Annotated in this window: 19 protein-coding genes; 16 read left to right on the forward strand and 3 right to left on the reverse strand. The window is 69.3% G+C overall.

Annotated elements, in window-relative coordinates; all coding sequences use genetic code 11:
* Nucleotides 1-18: 18 nt before the first annotated feature.
* Nucleotides 19-546, forward strand: a complete 528-nt coding sequence (locus WCD84_RS10510) for a hypothetical protein (protein ID WP_343254003.1) — start codon at nucleotides 19-21, stop codon at nucleotides 544-546.
* Nucleotides 547-668: 122 nt separating this feature from the next.
* Nucleotides 669-1,268, forward strand: a complete 600-nt coding sequence (locus WCD84_RS10515) for a hypothetical protein (protein WP_343281336.1) — start codon at nucleotides 669-671, stop codon at nucleotides 1,266-1,268.
* Between the two features lie 70 nt (nucleotides 1,269-1,338).
* Here the strand turns inward: WCD84_RS10515 and WCD84_RS10520 are convergent, their stop codons facing one another.
* The 3 genes from WCD84_RS10520 to WCD84_RS10530 all read right to left on the reverse strand — a co-directional run bounded on the left by WCD84_RS10520 (nucleotide 1,339) and on the right by WCD84_RS10530 (nucleotide 5,676).
* The gene (locus WCD84_RS10520) at nucleotides 1,339-2,544 is read right to left on the reverse strand and encodes an acetyl-CoA C-acyltransferase (protein WP_343281337.1); all 1,206 of its coding nucleotides are present in this window, start codon (nucleotides 2,542-2,544) and stop codon (nucleotides 1,339-1,341) included.
* Nucleotides 2,545-2,656: 112 nt separating this feature from the next.
* The gene (locus WCD84_RS10525) at nucleotides 2,657-5,029 is read right to left on the reverse strand and encodes a 3-hydroxyacyl-CoA dehydrogenase/enoyl-CoA hydratase family protein (RefSeq protein ID WP_343281338.1); all 2,373 of its coding nucleotides are present in this window, start codon (nucleotides 5,027-5,029) and stop codon (nucleotides 2,657-2,659) included.
* Nucleotides 5,030-5,058: 29 nt separating this feature from the next.
* A complete protein-coding gene (locus tag WCD84_RS10530) occupies nucleotides 5,059-5,676 on the reverse strand; it encodes a TetR/AcrR family transcriptional regulator (protein WP_343253998.1) in 618 nt (205 codons plus the stop codon).
* A gap of 224 nt (nucleotides 5,677-5,900) precedes the next feature.
* Between WCD84_RS10530 and ndk the strand changes: the two genes are divergently transcribed.
* The 14 genes from ndk to guaA all read left to right on the forward strand — a co-directional run bounded on the left by ndk (nucleotide 5,901) and on the right by guaA (nucleotide 20,025).
* Nucleotides 5,901-6,326, forward strand: a complete 426-nt coding sequence (gene ndk, locus WCD84_RS10535) for a nucleoside-diphosphate kinase (protein WP_343253997.1) — start codon at nucleotides 5,901-5,903, stop codon at nucleotides 6,324-6,326.
* Nucleotides 6,327-6,472: 146 nt separating this feature from the next.
* The gene (gene rlmN, locus WCD84_RS10540) at nucleotides 6,473-7,624 is read left to right on the forward strand and encodes a 23S rRNA (adenine(2503)-C(2))-methyltransferase RlmN (protein WP_343253996.1); all 1,152 of its coding nucleotides are present in this window, start codon (nucleotides 6,473-6,475) and stop codon (nucleotides 7,622-7,624) included.
* Complete coding sequence (locus WCD84_RS10545; RefSeq protein WP_343253995.1) at nucleotides 7,611-8,438, forward strand: tetratricopeptide repeat protein; 828 nt, start codon at nucleotides 7,611-7,613, stop codon at nucleotides 8,436-8,438. Before rlmN ends, WCD84_RS10545 begins: the two co-directional genes overlap by 14 nt.
* The gene (locus WCD84_RS10550; RefSeq protein ID WP_343281339.1) at nucleotides 8,435-9,250 is read left to right on the forward strand and encodes a RodZ domain-containing protein; all 816 of its coding nucleotides are present in this window, start codon (nucleotides 8,435-8,437) and stop codon (nucleotides 9,248-9,250) included. Before WCD84_RS10545 ends, WCD84_RS10550 begins: the two co-directional genes overlap by 4 nt.
* A 131-nt stretch (nucleotides 9,251-9,381) precedes the next feature.
* Nucleotides 9,382-10,026, forward strand: a complete 645-nt coding sequence (locus WCD84_RS10555; RefSeq protein WP_343253993.1) for a YfgM family protein — start codon at nucleotides 9,382-9,384, stop codon at nucleotides 10,024-10,026.
* Nucleotides 10,023-11,231, forward strand: a complete 1,209-nt coding sequence (gene bamB, locus WCD84_RS10560) for an outer membrane protein assembly factor BamB (protein WP_343253991.1) — start codon at nucleotides 10,023-10,025, stop codon at nucleotides 11,229-11,231. The genes WCD84_RS10555 and bamB overlap by 4 nt, the downstream gene beginning before the upstream one ends.
* Before the next feature lie 94 nt (nucleotides 11,232-11,325).
* Nucleotides 11,326-12,741 carry a ribosome biogenesis GTPase Der gene (gene der, locus WCD84_RS10565; protein ID WP_343253990.1) on the forward strand — a complete coding sequence of 472 codons (1,416 nt, stop codon included), beginning with the start codon at nucleotides 11,326-11,328 and terminating at the stop codon, nucleotides 12,739-12,741.
* Nucleotides 12,738-13,310, forward strand: coding sequence for a molybdenum cofactor guanylyltransferase (gene mobA, locus WCD84_RS10570; RefSeq protein ID WP_343281340.1), 573 nt, complete (start codon nucleotides 12,738-12,740; stop codon nucleotides 13,308-13,310). Before der ends, mobA begins: the two co-directional genes overlap by 4 nt.
* Nucleotides 13,311-13,421: 111 nt before the next feature.
* The gene (moeB, locus tag WCD84_RS10575; protein WP_343254038.1) at nucleotides 13,422-14,564 is read left to right on the forward strand and encodes a molybdopterin-synthase adenylyltransferase MoeB; all 1,143 of its coding nucleotides are present in this window, start codon (nucleotides 13,422-13,424) and stop codon (nucleotides 14,562-14,564) included.
* Between the two features lie 79 nt (nucleotides 14,565-14,643).
* Nucleotides 14,644-15,669, forward strand: a complete 1,026-nt coding sequence (locus tag WCD84_RS10580; protein ID WP_343281341.1) for a DUF2272 domain-containing protein — start codon at nucleotides 14,644-14,646, stop codon at nucleotides 15,667-15,669.
* A gap of 78 nt (nucleotides 15,670-15,747) precedes the next feature.
* Nucleotides 15,748-16,638, forward strand: coding sequence for a bifunctional methylenetetrahydrofolate dehydrogenase/methenyltetrahydrofolate cyclohydrolase FolD (gene folD, locus WCD84_RS10585; RefSeq protein ID WP_343281342.1), 891 nt, complete (start codon nucleotides 15,748-15,750; stop codon nucleotides 16,636-16,638).
* A 119-nt stretch (nucleotides 16,639-16,757) separates the two neighbouring features.
* On the forward strand, nucleotides 16,758-18,215 hold the full coding sequence (guaB, locus tag WCD84_RS10590; RefSeq protein WP_343254037.1) for an IMP dehydrogenase: 1,458 nt from the start codon (nucleotides 16,758-16,760) through the stop codon (nucleotides 18,213-18,215).
* The gene (locus WCD84_RS10595; protein ID WP_343253986.1) at nucleotides 18,215-18,445 is read left to right on the forward strand and encodes a hypothetical protein; all 231 of its coding nucleotides are present in this window, start codon (nucleotides 18,215-18,217) and stop codon (nucleotides 18,443-18,445) included. The genes guaB and WCD84_RS10595 overlap by 1 nt, the downstream gene beginning before the upstream one ends.
* Nucleotides 18,442-20,025, forward strand: a complete 1,584-nt coding sequence (gene guaA / locus WCD84_RS10600; RefSeq protein ID WP_343281343.1) for a glutamine-hydrolyzing GMP synthase — start codon at nucleotides 18,442-18,444, stop codon at nucleotides 20,023-20,025. Before WCD84_RS10595 ends, guaA begins: the two co-directional genes overlap by 4 nt.
* Nucleotides 20,026-20,256: the final 231 nt, after the last annotated feature.

Raw genomic sequence — 20,256 nt, forward strand, 5'->3', positions numbered from 1 at the left:
CAAGGGAGAGAACGCTTCATGAAGCTTGCAACAACCATTGCTGGCCTGACGCTTGCCGTCGCGGCCACGTACAGCATTCCGGCCACCGCGCAGTCGCTGCACGGAAACTCCTCGCAGCCGGCCGCACGCTGCCAGGGGGCGCTGCCCGCCTTTGAGACGGCGATCCGCAAGCGTCCGCTGGCCATCCAGAACGAAGGTTCGCAGGCCAGCTACGTCACCTGCGGCTTCGAGTTCGACTCCGCCGCTGCCGTGAACAACTCGTCGTTCCTCGTCGATACCTACTTCACCAACAGCACCGACGCAGTGGCCACCGTGACCTGCACCGGCGTGACCGGCTACGCCGGTGGCGAGAACGAGTACGTGTCGATGAGCGTCGATATCCCGGCCAACGGCAGCGGTGAAGACGCCAACCTGTACTGGTTCGACGACGACTTCGCAGGCGGCGGCATGCAGTCCGGCCTCGTCGCCATCAGCTGCCTCCTGCCCGCAGGCGTCGGCATCAACGATACCTACGTGTTCTGGGACGAAGCCGACGTCGCGGTCTGATCGCGGCTGAAGCCTGCTCCACGCGACATCCAAAGGGCGCCGGGTAACCCCGGCGCCCTTTTTTTGATCCGGGCAATCATTGACACTTGCAGTCACCCAGAAAAAGCAGGCAGTACCGATTGATGAAACCAAGCAACAGGATCCCCCTTATCGCCGCTGGCGTCGTCGTGCTCGCGGTGATCGCCGGAACCTTTGTCCTGCGCGGGCGGGACCAGGTCGATACCCACGACCCTGCGCAGCAGGTGGCTGAAGCGCCCGTGGCCAGCGTGCCCGGAGCGGCGCCGCCGGAGGCGACGCGGGTGCGTACGCCGCAGGCCGACAGGTCGCTGCGCGACGAGGGCGTGCTCGGTCATGTCGAGCGACGGGCCCAGATGCGCGAGGAACACCAGGCGCGCATCAAAACCCTGCGCGAGGAGTCCGCGCAGCGCTTCGCCAGCGAGCAGGTCGACCCCGCATGGGCGCCCGGAAAGATCAAGGAACTCACCAGCCTGGCGAGCCAGCCGGAGTTTGTGGTGGCCAATGCCGAACCGCAGCAGCTGAGCGTCGATTGCCGCAGCAGCACGTGCCGGATCGACGGCCAGTTCGAGACCAACGGCAAGGCCGAGGACTGGATTCTGATGTATATGTCGGGCGTCGGCAGCGGCATGCCGAACTCGGTGGTCTCGCGCAGCACGAACCCCGACGGCACTACGCGAGTGGAAATCTACGGCCGGGCGCGCTGAACCCCCGGTACCTGCCGCGCTCCCGCGGGCAGGTCAGGACGCAAAGGGGCGCCGAGAGGCGCCCTTCCCGTTACAGGGCCTCGAAGATGCCCGCGGCGCCCATGCCGGTGCCGATACACATGGTGACCATGCCGTACTTCTGCTTGCGGCGCCGCATGCCGTGGACGATGGTCGCGGTGCGCACGGCACCGGTCGCGCCGAGGGGATGGCCGAGTGCGATCGCCCCTCCGAGCGGGTTGACCTTGTCGGGATCAAGCCCGGAGTCGCGGATGACGGCCAGTGCCTGGGCTGCGAACGCCTCGTTGAGTTCGATCCAGTCCAACTGGTCCTTGGTCAGGCCGGCCTGCTTCAGCGCCTTCGGGATCGCCGCGATCGGGCCAATGCCCATCACCTCGGGACGTACGCCTGCGACCGAGAAGGACACGAAGCGGGCCAGCGGGGTCAGGCCGTAATCCTTGATCGCCTGCTCCGAGGCAACCAGTACGGCACCGGCACCATCGCTCATCTGCGATGAGTTGCCGGCGGTCACCGTGCCCCCGAACTGCCCGTTGCGGAACACCGTGCGCAGCCTGGCGAGGCCTTCAAGCGAGGTGTCCGGGCGCGGGCCCTCGTCGTGCTCGACCAGCAGCTTCCTGAGCCGCATGCTGCCGCCGCCCAGGTCCGGCTGGCGCGAAATGATCTCCAGCGAAGAGATCTCGTCGCGGAACTCGCCGGCCTTCTGCGCCGCCAGCGCCTTCTGGTGCGACGCCAGCGCAAACGCGTCCTGGTCCTCGCGCGAGACCTTCCATTCTTCGGCAACCTTTTCCGCGGTGATGCCCATGCCGTAGGCGATGGCGACGTGGTCGTCGCGGAACACGGCCGGGGACAGCGCGACTTTGTTGCCCATCATCGGCACCATGCTCATGCTCTCGGTGCCGCCGGCCAGCACCAGATCGGCGTTGCCGAGGCGGATCTGGTCCGCCGCCAGCGCCACGGCCTGCAGCCCCGACGAACAGAAGCGGTTGATGGTCTGCGCGGCCACGGTGTCGGGCAGCCCGGCCAGCAGCACGCCGATGCGCGCCACGTTCATGCCCTGCTCGCCCTCGGGCATGGCGCAGCCGATGATGGCGTCGTCGATGCGGTTGACGTCGATGCCCGGCACCTGCGCGACCACGGCCCTCAGCACGTGGGCCAGCATGTCATCGGGCCGGGTATTGCGAAACACGCCCTTGGGCGCCTTGCCTACCGGAGTGCGGGTGGCGGCGACGATATAGGCGTCCTGGATTTGACGGGTCATAGACTGTTCTCTCTGGAATTCAAAGGCTGCAGCTTCTTGTGGGAGCGGCCGTGGCCGCGATCAGCTGACGGGCGGTGGGAAAATCGCGGCTGTAGCCGCTCCCACAAAAGCGTCAGTTGCGCAGCGGCTTGCCGGTCTTGAGCATGTGCGCGATGCGGGCCTGGGTCTTCTCCTGCTGCGCGAGTTCCACGAAGTGCTGGCGCTCGAGCCGCAGCAGCCAGTCCTCGTCGACCACCGAATTCCGGTCGACGTCGCCGCCGCTGACCACGGTCGCGATGCGCTGTGCGATCTCGTAGTCGTATTCGCTGATGAAGCGGCCTTCGAGCATGTTCTCCAGCAGCATGCGGAAGGTGGCGATGCCGACGTCGCCGGCCACGCGCACGCGGCGGGCGGGCAGGGGCGGGCGGTAGCCGGTTTCGGCCAGGCCGCGCGCTTCCTGCTTTGCGATATACAGCAGCTCGTGGGCGTGGAAGGCGATCTTGTCCTGCGGGCGCAGCAGGCCGAGCTCCTTCGCCTCCATCGCCGAGGTGGACACCTTGGCCATTGCCACCGACTCGAACCAGCCCTTGAGCTCGGCAAACACATCGCCGTCCGGGCCGGCCGCCTCCGACGCGCGTACGGCGAACTCCTTCAGGCCGCCGCCGGCCGGCAGCAGGCCGACGCCGGCCTCGACCAGGCCGATGTAGCTCTCGAGGTGCGCGACGGTGCGCGCCGAGTGCATCTGGAACTCGCAGCCGCCGCCCAGAGCCAGGCCGCGCACCGCGGCCACGACGGGCACCAGCGAATATTTGATGCGCTGGCTGGTGGCCTGGAAGTTGGCGACCATCGCTTCGAAGGCGTCGACCTTGCCGGCCTGCAGCAGGCCGAGCGCGCCGGCCAGGTCCGCACCGGCGGAGAAGGGCTCCTTCGGCTGCCAGATCACCAGGCCCGCGAAGTCGCGCTCGGCGCGGGCGACGGCCTCCTGGAGGCCATCGAGCACGTGGTCGGAAACGGTGTGCATCTTGGTCTTGAACGAGGCCACGGCAATGTCGTCGCCATCGGTCCACATGCGGATGCCGTCGTTCTCGAACACGGTCTCGCCGGTGGGGAAGGACTCGCCCAGCAGCGGATCGGGGAAGCGCTGGCGCCTGTAGACGGGCAGGGCGGAGCGGGGCAGGCGGGCGTTCTTGCCCGGGCTGTAGCTGCCCTCGGCGGAGTGCACGCCGTCGCGGCCGTCGAAGACCCAGTCGGGCAGGGGGGCGTCGCTCATCGCCTTGCCGGCCACGATGTCGTCGGCGATCCACTGCGCGACCTGCTTCCAGCCCGCGGCCTGCCAGGTCTCGAACGGGCCGAGCGACCAGCCGTAGCCCCAGCGGATGGCCAGGTCGACGTCGCGCGCGGTCTCGGCGATGTCGGCCAGGTGGTAGGCGCTGTAGTGGAACAGGTCGCGGAACACGCCCCACAGGAACTTCGCCTGCGGATGCTCGCTGGCACGCAGCGCGGCGAACTTCGCCACCGGATCCTTCGTCTTCAGGATCTCGACCACCTCGTCGGCGGCCTTGCGGTCGGCCGCGCGGTAGTCCTGCTTCTCCAGGTCCAGGACCATGATGTCCTTGCCGACCTTGCGGAAGATGCCGGCGCCGGCCTTCTGGCCCAGCGCGCCCTTCTCGACCAGCGCGGCCAGCCACTTCGGCGACTTGAAGTACTTGTGCCAGGGGTCGTCGGGCAGGGTGTCGGCCATGGTCTTGATGACGTGGCCCATGGTGTCCAGGCCGACCACGTCGGAGGTGCGGTAGGTCGCCGACTTCGGGCGCCCGACCAGCGGGCCGGTCAGGGCATCGACCTCGTCGAAACCCAGGCCGCCCTCGACGGTGTGGTGGATGGTGGCGAGGATCGAGAACACGCCGATGCGGTTGCCGATGAAGTTCGGGGTGTCGCGCGCGTAGACCACGCCCTTGCCGAGCGTGGTGGTCAGGAAGGTTTCCAGTCCCTGCAGCACGGCCTTGTCGGTGCCCTTGGCCGGGATCAGCTCGGCCAGGTGCATGTAGCGCGGCGGGTTGAAGAAGTGCACGCCGCAGAAGCGCGGCCGCAGCATTTCAGGCAGGACTTCGGCCAGTTTGTTGATCCCCAGGCCCGAGGTGTTGCTGGCGAGCACGGCGTGATCGGCAATGAAGGGTGCGATCTTCGCGTACAGGTCCTGCTTCCAGTCCATGCGTTCGGCGATCGCCTCGATCACCAGGTCGCAGTCCTTGAGACGCTGCAGGCCCAGCTCGTAGTTGGCGGGGGCGATCGCCGCGGCCAGGGACTTCGAGGCCAGCGGTGCGGGGCTGAGCTTGCCCAGGCTGGCGATGGCGCGATTGACGATGCCGTTGGCTTCGCCTTCCTTGGCCGGAAGGTCGAACAGCACGGTGTCGACACCGGCGTTGGTGAGATGGGCGGCGATCTGGGCGCCCATCACTCCGGCACCGAGCACGGCGGCCCGACGCACAAGCAATTTCTCAGACATGTTATGCAACTCCTTGATGCAAGGGAGATTCAACTCTTGATTCCGGCGACCGCGAAGCGGATGAGCTCCTCCGCGGCGCGCTTGCGGTGGGCGATTTCAGCCACCCCGGTGGGGCGCTTGATCAGCCCGAAATCGGACATTGCGTAGGTCAGCGCACCGGACAGGAAGTCCAGGCGCCAGTACAGCTGCTCCTTGTCCAGCTCGGGCACGCACTCGGCGATCGCCCGCGCGAACTCGCGCAGCACATGGCCGTACTGCTCGGACAGGAACTTGCGCAGGCCATCGTTCTTCTCGGCGTAGGCGCGCGCGATGACGCGGATGAAGGCGCCGCCGCCCTGGCGGTCGCGGGCCAGCGCGAGCGCCGGCTCCACGAACGCGGCGAGGACCGGGGCCAACTCGCCGGGGCTGCTGGCGCGGGCCTCGGCCAGGGACGCCAGTCGCTGTCGGCTCATCTCGTCCATGCGCCGCCGGAACACCTCGTTGATGAGGTTTTCCTTGCTTCCGAAGTGGTAATTGACCGCGGCGATGTTGACGTCGGCGCGTCCGGTGACCTGGCGCAGCGAGGTGCCGCTGAAGCCGTGCTGGGCGAACAGCTCCTCGGCGGCGCCGAGGATCCGGTCCTTGGTCGAAAACTGGGTGCTTGCCATGACGCGGGAGGGGTCCTGCCTGAATCAAACGCTTGTTTGGATAGTAGGCCGGCCGTGAATGGCGGGTCAACCCGGAATGATCGCGAAACCGCGTGCAGACGGCGTGCACGATCCGGTAGAATCAGACACAGCCTTGTCGGCTAAACCCGCGCCCCGGCGTGGGTTTTTCTGTTACCTTTCGGGTCTGCCCAGGATGGCCGGCCCGTTTTACCGGAGACCTTCCCATGGCGCTGGAGCGCACACTGTCGATCATCAAGCCCGATGCCGTTGCCAAGAACGTCATCGGCGAAATCTATTCCCGCTTCGAAAAGGCCGGCCTGAAGATCGCCGCCTCGAAGATGAAGCAGCTGTCGCGCGCCGAGGCCGAAGGCTTCTACGCGGTGCACCGCGAGCGTCCGTTCTTCAACGCGCTGGTCGAGTTCATGATCAGCGGCCCGGTGATGATCCAGGTCCTCGAGGGCGAGAACGCCGTCCTCAAGCACCGCGACCTGATGGGCGCCACCAACCCCAAGGAAGCCGCCGCCGGCACCATCCGCGCCGACTTCGCCGACTCGATCGACGCCAATGCAGTGCACGGCTCCGACGCCGCCGAAACCGCCGCCGTCGAAATCGCGTACTTCTTCCCGTCGACGGACGTTTACGCCCGTTGATTTTTTGCCACGGATCCACGCGGATGAACGCGGATCAAGCAAAAGCAGACGTGACAAAGCCTGTCTTTTTCACGCGCTTTCCGCTCTATCCGCATTGATGCCCTCGTCCGCGTGATCCGTGGCAAATGCCTGACCCCGGAAACACAGTGACCCAAGCCACGCCCAAGCAGAACCTCCTTGACCTCGATCGTGCGGGGCTTGAGAACTTTTTTGCCGACGAACTCGGCGAGAAGCGTTTCCGTGCGCACCAGGTCATGAAGTGGATCCACCACCGCCACGTCACCGACTTCGAGGAAATGACCGACCTCGGCAAGGCGCTGCGCGCCAAGCTGCAGGAGCGCGCGAACGTCATCGTGCCGCAGGTCCATTTCGACAAGGCGTCCGAAGACGGCACCCACAAGTGGCTGTTGGGCATGGACGGCAAGAACGCGATCGAGGCCGTCTACATCCCCGACAAGGGGCGCGGCACGCTGTGCGTGTCCTCGCAGGTCGGCTGCGCGCTCAACTGCACCTTTTGCTCCACCGCGACCCAGGGCTTCAACCGCAACCTGTCGACCGCCGAGATCATCGGCCAGGTCTGGGTGGCGGCGAAGCACCTCGGCAACATCCCGCACAAGCAGCGCCGCCTCACCAACGTGGTGATGATGGGCATGGGCGAGCCGCTGGCCAATTTCGACAACGTCGTGCGCGCCATGAGCGTGATGCGCGACGATCTCGGCTACGGCCTGGCCAACAAGCGCGTGACGCTCTCGACCGCCGGCATGGTGCCGATGATCGACCGCCTGGCCGAAGAGAGCGACGTCTCGCTCGCCGTGTCCCTGCATGCGCCCAACGACGCGCTGCGCACCACCCTGGTGCCGCTCAACAAGAAGTATCCGATCGCCCAGCTGATGGACGCCTGCGTGCGCTACGCGCTGCGCAAGAAGGGCGAGTCGGTGACCTTCGAGTACACCCTGATGAAGGGCGTCAACGACCAGCCCGAGCACGCGCTCGAGCTCGTGCAGCTGCTGCGCGCGTTCGACCGCGCCGTGCAGATGAAGGACGCCGCCAAGATCAACCTGATCCCGTTCAACCCCTTCCCGGGCACGCGCTATGAGCGCCCCGGCGAACTCGCGATCAGGACATTCCAGAAACTGCTCAACAGCGCCGGCATGATCGCGCCGGTGCGCCGCACCCGCGGCGACGACATCGATGCCGCCTGCGGCCAGCTCAAGGGCCAGGTGGCCGACCGGACCCGGCGCCAGGCGGATTTCCGCCGCAGCCTCGAGGCGGGGAAGGACAGCCATGCGCCTTCCTGATGGCGCAGCGGCTGTGGTTGCACTCACGCTCGTCGTACTTGTTTCCGGGTGTTCGCGGCTGAGCTTCGTCAAACCGAGCGCTGCGCGCGGCAGCTCCGAACAGGTGGCGCAGACCTACGATTTCAGCGACGACAAGCGCAGTCGGAATGGCGCCGGCAACGCGCGTGCGCACCTGCTTCGCGGCGAGCAGGCGCTGAGGGAAGGGCGCACCGCTGATGCCAGGGAGCAGGCGGGGCTGGCGCTGAAAGCCGACGCCGGCAACCCGCTCGCACACACGCTGATGGCGCTGGCACTGGAGCGCCAGGGCCAGGCCGGCGAGGCCGGCGGGTACTACGCCCGCGCCGCGGAGCTGGCACCAGCCTCGGGGCCCGCGCTCAACAATTACGGCAGCTGGCTGTGCCTCAACGGGCGTGCGCCGGAGTCGCTGGACTGGTTCGACCGGGCGCTGGCCGATCGCAGCTACGCGAGTCCGGAGTCGGCCCTCGCCAACGCGGGTGCCTGCGCGGTGGAAGGCGGGCAGCCGGGGCGGGCCGAGCGCGACCTGCGCGCCGCGCTGCGGCTGGATCCGGTGAACGCGGTTGCGCTCGAAGCGCTGGCACGGCATCTTTACGGGCAGGGGAAAGATTTCGAGGCGCGGGCGTTTTCGCAGCGTCGCCTCGACGCAGCGCCGGCAACGCCCGCCGCGTTACTACTTGCGTCACAGATCGAAGAAAAGCTCGGCGACAAGGCTGCCGCCGCTCGTTATGTTCAGCGTCTGCGGACGGAATTTCCGCAAGCGCAGGCAGCGCTGCCCGGGGACAGCAGTTCACGATGATGCCGCCAGACCAAAACACCGCCGATGTCCACCAGGGCTGCGGCCAACGCCTCCGCACCGCGCGTGAAGCCGCGGGCCTGTCCGTGCAGGACGTGGCAAGCCGGCTGAAAATGCCGGTGCGCGTGGTCGAGTCGCTCGAAGCCGAGGACTGGAGCCGCCTCGGCGCGCCGGTCTTCATCCGCGGGCAGCTGCGCAGCTACGGACGCCTGCTGGGACTTGCCACCGACACCGTGCATGCCGCCTCCGGCGTCGCCGCCGTGCAGCCGGTCGAACTCATGCCGCGGACCTATGTGCCGCGCATGCGCATCGTGGCCGAGCAGTTCGCGCGTCGCCTGGTCTATGTCGTGATCACCGGCGCCATTGCACTGCCGGTCTGGTTGCACCTGTCGCCCCAGGACACGGTGTCGGGCTCCCTCGACGTGCCGGTCTCCACGCCCTCGCCGACGGCGGTGCCGGTACAGCGCGGCCCCACGCCGCTGGTGGCGTCGATGGCGCCGGTGCAGAGGCACGCACCGATCCCGGTGGCGTCGCTGCCGGTCGAAGCGGAAGGGGCGCTCGAACTGCGCGTAGACGCCGACAGCTGGGTCGAGATCACCGCGCCGGACGGCAGCCTCATCGAGCAGTCCCTGCTTGGCGCGGGGGCCGTGCGCAGCTTCGCCGCGGGCGAGGTCGGCCGCGTCGTGCTCGGCAATGCCGGCGCCGTGGCCGTGCGCCGCGACGGCGTCGAGCAGGATCTCTCCCCCTACCTGCGGGCGAACGTCGCCCGCTTTACGGTATCCTCTGACGGTTCGCTGGCGCCTGTCGAACACTGAGTACGACGCGCAGCGGATGCGGCGGCCCGGTCGGGCCCGGCGCATGAAACCGGCGGCCCGCTCACGGGCCGTTCCCTTTCCGGTGCCTGCCCCTCGAATGGCGGCGCGGTACCCAGCACGATCGGACGGACATGGCAGTAGACGAGTTGCTCGATGAGCACGAACAGGGCGAACGCGTACGCGAGTGGATCCGCCAGAACGCCTTCGGGGTCATCGCAGGCATCGCGGTCGCGCTTGCCCTGGTCTACGGATACGGGAAGTGGCAGGACCACCTGCTGGCCCAGCGCGTTGCCTCGGGCGATGCCTACGCCGCGATAAGCGACAGCATCGCCGCGGGCGAACTCGACAAGGCGCGCACGCTTGCCGAAGGGGCAGGGCTTGGCGACGGCGTCTACGGCACGCTGGTGGCCCTTGAGCTCGCCGCCGCGCAGGTCGGGGCGGGTGACGGCGAAGCCGCGATCAAGACGCTTTCGGACATCGGCGATCCCGAGCCGGCGCTGGCCCCGGTGGTCGCGCGCCGCCGCGCGGTGCTGCTGGTCGACGCCGGCAGGATCGACGAAGCACTGGCGGCGCTCGGCGATGCCGACGATGCCGGCAGCCTCGAGGTCCGTGGCGACGCCGAGTACGCCGCCGGCCGCATGGAGCAGGCCCGCGAGGCGTACCTGGCGGCGCTCACCAGGCTCGACGAAGCGGCGGTGAGCCAGCGCCAACTGCTCGAAATCAAACTGATCGACGTCGGCGGCACGCCCGCCAGGATCGAGGAAGAAGCCCCATGACCGCCCTCACGCACACGCACTCGCGCCGCCACGCCCGGCGCTTTGCCGCACGCGCGCTGCCCCTGCTCGCATGCGTCGCCATGGTCACCGGCTGCAGCACCGTCCGGGGCTGGTTCGGCGGGGATGACGACAAGGCCCATACCGAGCCGGCCGAGCTCGTGGAGTTCCAGTCGTCCGCCACGCCCAGCCGCATCTGGACGGCCAGCGCCGGCAAGGGCGACGGCGACACCGGCGTGGCCCAGGCGGCAACCATCGCCGATGGACGCGTCTATGCCGCGTCGGTGAAGGGTGGGGTGCGCGCATTCGACCTCCAGAGCGGCAGCAGCCTTTGGCACCACGAGACGGACCTGCGCCTGTCTGGCGGGCCGGGCGCGGGCGACGGCCTGGTGGCCGCCGGCTCGCTTGATGGCGACGTGGTGGCGCTGGACGCCGGAACCGGCGCCCTGCGCTGGACCGCCCAGGTGCCCAACGAGGTGATCACGCGCCCCGCCGTCGGCCAGGGCCTGGTGGTCGTGCGCTCCAACGATGGCCGGGTCACCGCCTTCGATGCGGCCAGCGGGGAACGCCGCTGGTTCTGGGTACGTGAACTGCCGTCCCTGACCGTGCGCGGCAATGCACCGGTCACCCTGGCGCCCGGCCTGGCGTTCATCGGCACCGATGAAGGAAACCTGGCCGCGCTGTCGCTGGCGGACGGGCGCCTGGTCTGGGAACAGCCGGTCGGGGCGCCCGATGGACGCACCGAGCTGGAGCGCATGGCCGATGTCGACGGCGCGCCGGTGGTCGATGGCAGCGCCGTGTTCGCCAGCAGCTACAAGGGCACCACCATGGCATTCGAAGGCCCGTCGGGCCGTCCGCTCTGGGCCGCTGAAAGTGGCGGTGCAGGCGGCGTCGGCATGGCCGACGACCGGGTCGTGGTGAGCGATGCCGCCGGCACGGTCTGGGGAATCGACAAGTACGTGGGCACGGCCTATTGGCAGCAGCCTGCGCTGGCCCGGCGCAACCCGGGTCCGGCGGCAGTGCAGGGCAGCTATGCCGTGGTCGGCGATTTCGACGGCTACCTGCACTGGATGCGCCTGTCCGACGGCGAGTTCGCCGCGCGCACGCGCGCCGGCCGGGCGGCCATTGCCGGGCGTCCGGCCGTGGCCGACGGCATCCTCGTGGTCCAGAACGTCAACGGCGACCTCAGCGCCTGGCGCATCGACTGAACCCGATAAAATGGCGGACAGCCGCGGCCCCGGGTAGTCTCACTGCCCGGGGCCGCGCGTTTCCGCCCCGCACCGCACCAAGGCACGACACAGCATGCTTCCCCTGATCGCCCTCGTAGGCCGCCCCAACGTCGGCAAGTCGACGCTCTTCAACGCGCTCACCCGGACGCGCGACGCGCTGGTGCACGACCAGCCGGGCGTGACCCGCGACCGCCACTACGGCGTGTGCCGGATCGATGAAGAGCGCCCGTTCGCGCTGGTCGATACCGGTGGCATCGCCGATGGCGGGGTGCACCTGACGACCGGCAACCTGGCCGGCGCCACCGCGCGCCAGGCCCGTGCCGGCGCCGACGAGGCCGACCTCGTGCTGTTCGTGGTCGACGGCCGCGAAGGCCCGTCGACCGTGGACGACGAGATCCTGGCCTGGCTGCGCAAGTCGGCCCGGCCGACCCTGCTCGTGGTCAACAAGACCGACGGCATGGACGCCCGCGCCGCCGTGGCGGAGTTCGCGCATTACGGCTTCAAGGACGTGCTGGCGATCTCCTCCGCGCACCGCCAGGGCATCGACGACCTGGTCGACGAGATCCGCGAACGGGTGCCAGAGGAAGGCGCGACCGAAGCGCTGGCCGACGACCCGAAACGCATCCGCCTCGCCTTCATCGGCCGGCCCAACGTCGGCAAGTCGACCCTGGTCAACCGGATCCTCGGCGAGGAGCGGATGATCGCCTCCGACGTTGCCGGGACCACCCGCGATTCGATCGCGGTCGACCTCGAGCGTGACGGCCGCCTGTACCAGCTGGTCGATACCGCCGGCATCCGCCGCAAGTCGCGGGTCGACGAAGCGGTGGAAACGTTCTCGATCATCAAGACCCTGCAGTCGATCGAACAGTGCCAGGTCGCGGTGGTGATGATCGACGCCCGGGAGGGCGTGACCGACCAGGATGCCAGCGTGCTGGGCGCGGTGCTCGATGCCGGCCGTGCGCTGGTGGTCGCGGTCAACAAGTGGGACGGGCTGGACACCTACCAGCGCGAGCAGGTCGAGGCGCTGCTGTCGCGCAAGCTCGCCTTCGTGCCCTGGGCCGAGGCCGTGCGCATCAGTGCGCTGCATGGCTCCGGGCTGCGCGAGCTGTTCGCCGCCGTGCACCGCGCCCACGCCTCGGCCACGCGCATCTTCAGCACCGCCGAAGTGACCCGCGCGATCGAAATGGCCGCGGAGTCCAATCCGCCGCCGGTCGTCCGTGGCCATGCCGCCAAGCTGCGCTTCGCGCACCCCGGCGGCGATACCCCGCCGACGATCGTGGTCCACGGCACGCGGCTGCGCACCTTGCCCGACAGCTACCGGCGCTACCTCGAGAACTTCTTCCGCAAGCGCTTCAAGCTGGTGGGTACGCCGGTGCGCTTCGTGTTCCGCGAAGGCGAGAACCCTTACAAGGACCGCAAGAACGTGCTCAGCGAGCGCCAGGTCGCGAAGCGCAAGCGCCTGGTCAGGCACGCCAAGCGCGGCAAGTGAGCGCCGCGGCGACCACGCTCGGGCTGCTGGCCGGAGGGCGCGCCACGCGCCTGGACGGCGCCGACAAGGCCTGGCTTGAAAGAAGCGGGCAAGCGCAGGTGCTGCGCCTGGCGCAACGTGTCGAGGCGGAAGTGGACGCGGTGCTGGTGTCGGCCAATCGCGACCTGGAGCGCTATGCCAGCCACGGGCTGGCCGCGATCGCCGACCGCCGCGCCGGCCTTGGTCCGCTGGGCGGGCTGGAGGCCCTGGCAGACGCCTGCACGACCCCCTGGCTGCTCACCCTCCCGGTCGACCTGGTCTCGGTCAACGACTGCCTGTTGCGCAGCCTCCGCGCTGCGGGCGGCGACGGTGCCTGGGCCGAAGACGATGACGGCCGGCAGCCGCTGGTCGCGCTGTGGCGGGTGGAGGCGCTGCGCGCGGCATTGCCCGCCGTGCTCAGCTCCGGCGAACTCTCCGTGCACGGCCTGCAGTCGCGCCTGGGCATGGTCGCTGTGCGCTTTGCCGGCCTGCGCTTCGGCAACCTCAATACGCCGGCCGACCTCGCCGCCGCGGGCTTCGCGCCGGTCTGAACGGTGCGTCCCGCGGCCGGCCCGGCGCGCGGCCCTGCCATGGCGTAGGGTAGGGCGCAATCGGGGCACGCCACAGTCGGCGGGAGTGGGCCCATGCAGGATAATCGCGGCATGCCGGTCATCGATATCACACCACGCGAGGCGCAGCGTCGCATCGCCACCACGGGCGCCATCCTCGTCGACGTACGCGAGGAGCACGAGCGCGAGCTCGGCATGGCCGAAGGCGCGCGGGGGATCTCCCGCGATGAACTCGAAATAGAACCCGACTTCCATTTCCACGACCGCGACGCGGAGCTGCTGCTCATCTGCCAGAGCGGCGGGCGTTCGATGCTGGCGGCCGAGACCCTGCTGCGGCAGGGATACCGCAACGTGCACTCCGTTCGCGGCGGCACCCTGCTGTGGGCCGCCGAAGGCCTGCCAATGGCGCGACCCGAGGCGCCCGCGCAGCCGCGCGACCAGGACTTCCACGAGCGCTACTCGCGCCACCTGCTGCTGCCCGAGATCGGCATGCGCGGACAGAAGCGGCTGGCGATGGCGCGCGTGCTGATGCTCGGCGCCGGAGGCCTGGGTTCGCCGGCGGCGTTCTACCTGGCGGCAGCCGGCGTGGGCGAGCTGCGCATCGTCGATGACGATGTGGTCGAGCGCAGCAACCTGCAGCGGCAGATCCTGCACGCCGATGCCGACATCGGCATGCGCAAGGTCGATTCCGCCGAGGTGCGGCTTTCGGCCCTCAATCCGCGGATGAAGATCGAGGCGGTGGCCGAACGGCTGACCTCGGCCAACGTCGAGCGCCTGCTGGAAGGCGTGGACGTCGTGGTCGACGGCGCCGACAACTTCCCCGTGCGCTACCTGCTCAACGACGCCTGCGTGAGGCTGGGGGTGCCGCTGGTCTACGGCGCGGTGCACCGCTTCGAAGGCCAGGTGAGCGTGTTCGACGCCGGGCGCCATCGCGGCGAAGCGCCGTGCTATCGCTGCCTGTTCCCGGAGCCCCCGCCCGCCGATGCCGCACCCAACTGCAGCGAAGCGGGAGTGCTTGGCGTGCTGCCCGGCGTGGTCGGCATGCTGCAGGCCACCGAGGCGCTGAAGCTGCTGCTGCACGTGGGCGAGCCGCTGCGCGGGCGCCTGCTGCATTTCGACGCGCTCGGCATGCGCTTCCGCGAAACCCGGCTGACGCCGGATCCGGCGTGCCCGCTGTGCGCGCCGGACGCGGCGTTCCCCGGCTACATCGATTACGAGGCCTTCTGCGCGGGCTGAGGGAGCCGTCGCCTGCGCGTGAGTACCCGCGCCCGGGCGCTGCGATACGCTCCGGTGGACATTCCGGGGAAATCTCCACATGGCACATCGGCCGTGGCAGCACGCCGCTTTCGCGCTCCTCCTGCTTGCGTCCCTGGTGCTGGCGCCGACATCGGCGTGGGCGTCCGACCCCTGTCCGCTGCTGCGGGCGCAGCAGGCGGCGCCGGATGCGGCCACCCGGATCGCAGCCACGGCCTGCGAGGAACACCAGGCCTGGTATCGCGGCTTCATCGACCGTGACGGTCGCCTTGCGGGCTCCACCGTGCGCGAGGCGGAGACCGCACGCCTGGCCAACGGCCAGTCCGCGTGGCTGCGGGTGGCCGGGTACTGGCGCGGCAGCGGCTTGCTGTGGCAGGTGCAGCAGCGCGCCGGCGCGGCGGAGTGCGTTGCCGCCAGTGACGCGTACCCGGCACCTGCCTGCCGCAGCTTCGTGGTCGACACGCCGTGGTCGGCCGCCTTCGTGTCCTGGGTGATGCGACGCGCCGCGCTGCCGGGCTTCGGCGCGTCGGCCAGCCACGTCGACTACGTGCGGGCGGCCTATCGTGATCCGGACGGCAGCCCGTACCGCATCGTTGATCCACACGCGGCGCGGCCGGCCCGCGGCGACCTGCTGTGCTACGTGCGGGTGCCGGGCAGGAGCTACGGCTTCGGCGGCCTGGCGACCCTGCTCAGCGCGCAGGATGGCGGCCTGGGCATGCACTGCGACATCGTGGTCTCGGCCGCGGAAGAAGGCGATCGCACCGCGCGCATGGTCGGCGGCAACGTGTTCGACGGCGTCACCATGCGCCTGCTGCCGCTCACCGAGGGCGGCCGGTTCGCCGAGCTGCCGCTGCGTGGCGGTGACGGCGTGGAATGCAGCCCGGACCAGCCATCGGCCTGCAGCGCCAACCGCCAGGACTGGGCGGCGCTGCTGCAGCTGCGGCCGCCGGCCGAGCTTGCCCGGCTTGCACCGGCGCCGCCCATGGCCGGTCAGGCACCTGCGCCGGCACCGCAGTGCTGCGTGCACTGCGTGGTCGGTTCGGGCGTGCCGCGCTGCCCGGCCGCAGGGCAGCCGCCGATCGATTGAGGCCATGTCCGCCCCGCGGCTCGCGTCATGCGGTGTCGATCGGCGACAATGAAGGCCTCACGCCCGCGACCCACAGGCATGCCCGATATCGCTCACCAGGCCCGCATCCTCGACGGCAAGCGCATCGCCGATGAACTCCTCGACGCCCTCAGGCTGCGGGTGGAAGCGCGCACCGCGTCCGGCCACGCGGCGCCCGGCCTGGCCGTGGTGCTGGTCGGCGACAACCCGGCCTCGCGCTCCTACGTGCGCAACAAGCGGCGCGCGGCGGGCATCGTCGGCATCCGTGCGCTCGACTTCGACCTGCCCGCAGGCACGACCGAAGCCGAGCTTCTGGCGCTGATCGACCGCCTCAACGCCGATCCCGGGGTGCACGGCATCCTGGTGCAGCTGCCGCTGCCCGGCATTCCCGACGCCACCCGGTTGATCCACCGCATCGATCCGCGCAAGGACGTCGACGGCTTCCACCCCGAGAACGTCGGCCACCTGGCGCTGCGCCAGTTCGGCCTGCGGCCCTGCACGCCGCGCGGCATCACCACGCTGCTGGCCTGGACCGACCGCCCGGTGCGCGGGCAGAGCGCGACGATCGTGGGGGTCAGCAACCACGTCGGGCGGCCGATGGCACTCGAGCTGCTGATCGCCGGCTGCACGGTCACCAGCTGCCACAAGTTCACGCCGCGCGACGTGGTGCGCCGGCACGTGGGCGAGGCCGACATCCTGGTGGTGGCGGTGGGCAAGCCCGACCTGGTGCCGGGCGAGTGGGTGAAGCCCGGTGCCGTGGTGATCGATGTCGGCATCAACCGCCTGGACGATGGCCGCCTGGTGGGCGACGTCGGCTTTGCCGCGGCGTCCGCGCGCGCGAGCTGGATCACGCCGGTGCCCGGCGGCGTCGGGCCGATGACCGTGGCCACCCTGATGCAGAACACGCTGGAAGCCGCCGAGGCTGCGGACGCCGCTGCGTCGGGCACCTGAGCGCCGGGGCGCGGCCTGCCCCACGGGATACCGGGCGGGACGCGCCATTCCGCCACTGGCCGCGCTGCAGCCGATGGCGACGGGGTAGAATGTCGTGCTTCACCACCACCGGCACGCCCATGCTGCGCATCCAGGCTGAAGCGCTCACCTTCGACGACGTCTCGCTCGTCCCGGCGCATTCCACGGTCCTCCCCAAGGACGTCTCCCTCGCCACCCGGCTCACGCGCGATCTGCGCCTGAACATTCCGATCGTGTCCGCCGCCATGGACACGGTGACCGAAGCCCGCCTGGCCATCGCCATGGCCCAGCTCGGCGGCATCGGCATCGTGCACAAGAACATGAGCGCCGAGCGCCAGGCCGCGCACGTGCTGCAGGTCAAGAACTTCGAGGCCGGTGTCATCCGCGAACCTTTCACCGTCGGCCCGCAGACCTCGATCGGCGAAGTGCTGCGGCTCACCCGCGCGCGCAACATCTCCGGCGTGCCGGTGGTCGATGGCGACCAGCTGGTCGGCATCGTCACCGGGCGCGACATGCGCTTCGAGAAGAAGCTCGATGACCCGGTGCGCAACATCATGACCCGCAAGGACAAGCTGGTCACGGTGAAGGAAGGCGCCAGCGACGGCGAAGTGATCGAGCTGCTGCACCGCCACCGGATCGAGAAGGTGCTGGTGGTCAACGACGAATTCCAGCTGCGCGGCCTGATCACCGTCAAGGACATCCAGAAGGCGCAGGACAACCCGAACGCCGCCAAGGATCTGTCCGAGAGCCTCCTGGTCGGCGCCGCGGTGGGCGTGGGCGGCGATACCGAGGAGCGCATCGAGCGCCTGGCCGCCGCCGGCGTCGACGTCATCATCGTCGACACCGCGCACGGCCATTCGCAGGGCGTCATCGACCGGGTGGCCTGGGCCAAGAAGCGCTATCCGCAGCTGCAGGTGGTCGGCGGCAACATCGTCACCGGCGACGCGGCGCTTGCGCTGTTGGACGCCGGCGCCGACGCGGTCAAGGTCGGCGTGGGCCCGGGTTCGATCTGCACCACGCGCGTGGTCGCGGGCGTGGGCGTGCCGCAGATCACCGCCATCGACATGGTCGCCTCCGCGCTGCAGGACCGCATCCCGCTGATCGCCGACGGCGGCATCCGCTACTCCGGCGACATCGGCAAGGCGCTGGCCGCCGGCGCGTCCACGGTGATGATCGGCGGCCTGTTCGCCGGCACCGAGGAAACCCCCGGCGAGACCGAGCTCTACCAGGGCCGCAGCTACAAGAGCTATCGCGGCATGGGCAGCCTGGCGGCAATGGAGAAGGGCTCCAGCGACCGCTACTTCCAGGAGGCCGCTTCGGCCGACAAGCTGGTGCCGGAAGGCATCGAGGGCCGGGTGCCGTACCGCGGCCCGCTCAGCGGCGTGATCCACCAGCTGATCGGCGGCCTTCGGGCCACGATGGGCTACGTCGGCTGCGGCACCGTCGAGGACATGCGCAGCAAGCCGCAGATGGTGAAGATCACCGGTGCCGGCCAGCGCGAGAGCCATGTCCACGACGTGCAGATCACCAAGGAACCGCCGAACTACAGGGCCGGTTGATGAAGGCGCCAAACCTTCGCGACCCGCGCGCGCCCGGCCGTCGCATCCTGGTCCGCGGCCTCCTGGTCGCGGCGCTGGTGGCGGCCGTGGTCTACGGCTACGACTTCTACCGCGGCTGGCAGCTGCGCGATTCCTGCACCGGCAACGGCGGCGAGTGGAGCGCCGAGCTCGAGCAATGCACCTTCCGGATGGCCGTTCCCGCGGCCCCCCCCCAAGACCCCACGCCATGACCGACCTGCACCGCGACAAGATCCTCATCATCGATTTCGGCGCCCAGTACACGCAGCTGATCGCGCGCCGCGTGCGCGAACTGGGCGTGTACTGCGAGATCTGGGCCTGGGACCACGACCCGTCCGAGATCGCGGCCTTCGGCGCCCGCGGCATCATCCTGTCGGGCGGCCCGGAGTCGACCACGGTCGAGGGCTGCCCGCGCGCGCCGCAGGAGGTGTTCGACAGCGGCCTGCCGCTGCTCGGCATCTGCTACGGCATGCAGACCATGGCCAAGCAGCTCGGCGGCGAGACCGAAGCCGCCGATGCGCGCGAATACGGCCACGCCGAAGTCACGCTGATGGCGCGCGATCGCCTGTTCGGCGAGCTCAACGACCATGGCAGCGAACCGCCGCGCCTGGACGTGTGGATGAGCCACGGCGACCACGTCTCGAAGGCACCGCCCGGCTTCACCGTCACCGCAAGTACCTCGCGCGTGCCGGTCGCGGCCTTCGCCAACGAGGACAGGCGCTGGTACGGCGTGCAGTTCCATCCGGAAGTCACGCACACGACCTCGGGCCAGGCGCTGCTGCGCCGCTTCGTGGTCGACGTCTGCGGCAGCGAAACCCTGTGGACGGCCGAGCACATCATCGAGGACCAGGTCGCGCGCGTGCGCGAAACCGTCGGTAGCGACGATGTGATCCTGGGTCTCTCAGGCGGCGTCGATTCCTCCGTCGTGGCCGCGCTGCTGCACCGCGCGATCGGCGACCAGCTGACCTGTGTCTTCGTCGACACCGGCCTGCTGCGCTGGCAGGAGGGCGACCAGGTGATGGCGACCTTCGCCGATGCGTCCGACGCGCATGGGCTCGGCATCCGCGTGATCCGGGTCGATGCACGCGATCGCTACTTCAGCGCGCTGGCCGGGGTCACCGATCCCGAGGCCAAGCGCAAGATCATCGGTGGGCTGTTCATCGAGATCTTCGACGAAGAGGCCGGCAAGCTGGCCAATGCCAAGTGGCTGGCGCAGGGCACGATCTACCCCGACGTGATCGAGTCGGCCGGCAGCAAGACCGGCAAGGCGCACGTCATCAAGAGCCACCACAACGTCGGCGGCCTGCCCGAGCACATGAAGATGGGCCTGGTGGAGCCGCTTCGCGAGCTGTTCAAGGACGAGGTGCGGCGCATCGGCGTGGCGCTGGGCCTGCCGCACGAGATGGTGTACCGGCATCCGTTCCCGGGCCCCGGGCTGGGCGTGCGCATCCTGGGCGAGGTGAAGCCGGAGTACGCCGACATCCTCGCGCGCGCGGACGCGGTCTTCATCGACGAGCTGCGCAAGGCCGGCCTGTACGACAGGACCAGCCAGGCCTTCGCCGTGTTCCTGCCGGTGAAGTCGGTGGGCGTGGTCGGCGACGCGCGCGCCTACGAGTGGGTGATCGCGCTGCGCGCGGTCGAGACCATCGACTTCATGACCGCGCACTGGGCGCACCTGCCGTATGACTTCCTTGGTCGGGTCTCCAACCGGATCATCAACGAGGTCCGTGGCGTGTCGCGCGTGGTCTACGACATCAGCGGCAAGCCGCCGGCGACGATCGAGTGGGAGTGACGGGCACTGGCTGGCAATGTCTAGCAACGGCAGGCATTTCGGCTGAGGGTAAAAGAACTTTCCGCTAAGCGATAGACTGTATGTAAACACAGTATTGCAAGGACGCGGAACATGCCTCATGTGGCGGCCAGGACGGCCAGCCGGGATCGGGATACTGGTCGTTACCAGAGCCACCGACCCGAGCAAACCCTTCTCTATCAGATCGTTGACGAGTATTACCCGGCATTCGCT

The organism is Luteimonas changyuni (genome assembly GCF_039548395.1).
Lineage (GTDB): Bacteria > Pseudomonadota > Gammaproteobacteria > Xanthomonadales > Xanthomonadaceae > Luteimonas.

Bases quoted from the DNA above. Each gene is read 5' to 3' on its own strand.
- WCD84_RS10510 (WP_343254003.1), top strand. From the start codon at position 19: ATGAAGCTTGCAACAACCATTGCTGGCCTGACGCTTGCCGTCGCGGCC.
- WCD84_RS10515 (WP_343281336.1), top strand. From the start codon at position 669: ATGAAACCAAGCAACAGGATCCCCCTTATCGCCGCTGGCGTCGTCGTG.
- WCD84_RS10520 (WP_343281337.1), bottom strand. From the start codon at position 2,544: ATGACCCGTCAAATCCAGGACGCCTATATCGTCGCCGCCACCCGCACT.
- WCD84_RS10525 (WP_343281338.1), bottom strand. From the start codon at position 5,029: ATGTCTGAGAAATTGCTTGTGCGTCGGGCCGCCGTGCTCGGTGCCGGA.
- WCD84_RS10530 (WP_343253998.1), bottom strand. From the start codon at position 5,676: ATGGCAAGCACCCAGTTTTCGACCAAGGACCGGATCCTCGGCGCCGCC.
- ndk (WP_343253997.1), top strand. From the start codon at position 5,901: ATGGCGCTGGAGCGCACACTGTCGATCATCAAGCCCGATGCCGTTGCC.
- WCD84_RS10545 (WP_343253995.1), top strand. From the start codon at position 7,611: ATGCGCCTTCCTGATGGCGCAGCGGCTGTGGTTGCACTCACGCTCGTC.
- WCD84_RS10550 (WP_343281339.1), top strand. From the start codon at position 8,435: ATGATGCCGCCAGACCAAAACACCGCCGATGTCCACCAGGGCTGCGGC.
- WCD84_RS10555 (WP_343253993.1), top strand. From the start codon at position 9,382: ATGGCAGTAGACGAGTTGCTCGATGAGCACGAACAGGGCGAACGCGTA.
- bamB (WP_343253991.1), top strand. From the start codon at position 10,023: ATGACCGCCCTCACGCACACGCACTCGCGCCGCCACGCCCGGCGCTTT.
- der (WP_343253990.1), top strand. From the start codon at position 11,326: ATGCTTCCCCTGATCGCCCTCGTAGGCCGCCCCAACGTCGGCAAGTCG.
- moeB (WP_343254038.1), top strand. From the start codon at position 13,422: ATGCCGGTCATCGATATCACACCACGCGAGGCGCAGCGTCGCATCGCC.
- WCD84_RS10580 (WP_343281341.1), top strand. From the start codon at position 14,644: ATGGCACATCGGCCGTGGCAGCACGCCGCTTTCGCGCTCCTCCTGCTT.
- folD (WP_343281342.1), top strand. From the start codon at position 15,748: ATGCCCGATATCGCTCACCAGGCCCGCATCCTCGACGGCAAGCGCATC.
- guaB (WP_343254037.1), top strand. From the start codon at position 16,758: ATGCTGCGCATCCAGGCTGAAGCGCTCACCTTCGACGACGTCTCGCTC.
- WCD84_RS10595 (WP_343253986.1), top strand. From the start codon at position 18,215: ATGAAGGCGCCAAACCTTCGCGACCCGCGCGCGCCCGGCCGTCGCATC.
- guaA (WP_343281343.1), top strand. From the start codon at position 18,442: ATGACCGACCTGCACCGCGACAAGATCCTCATCATCGATTTCGGCGCC.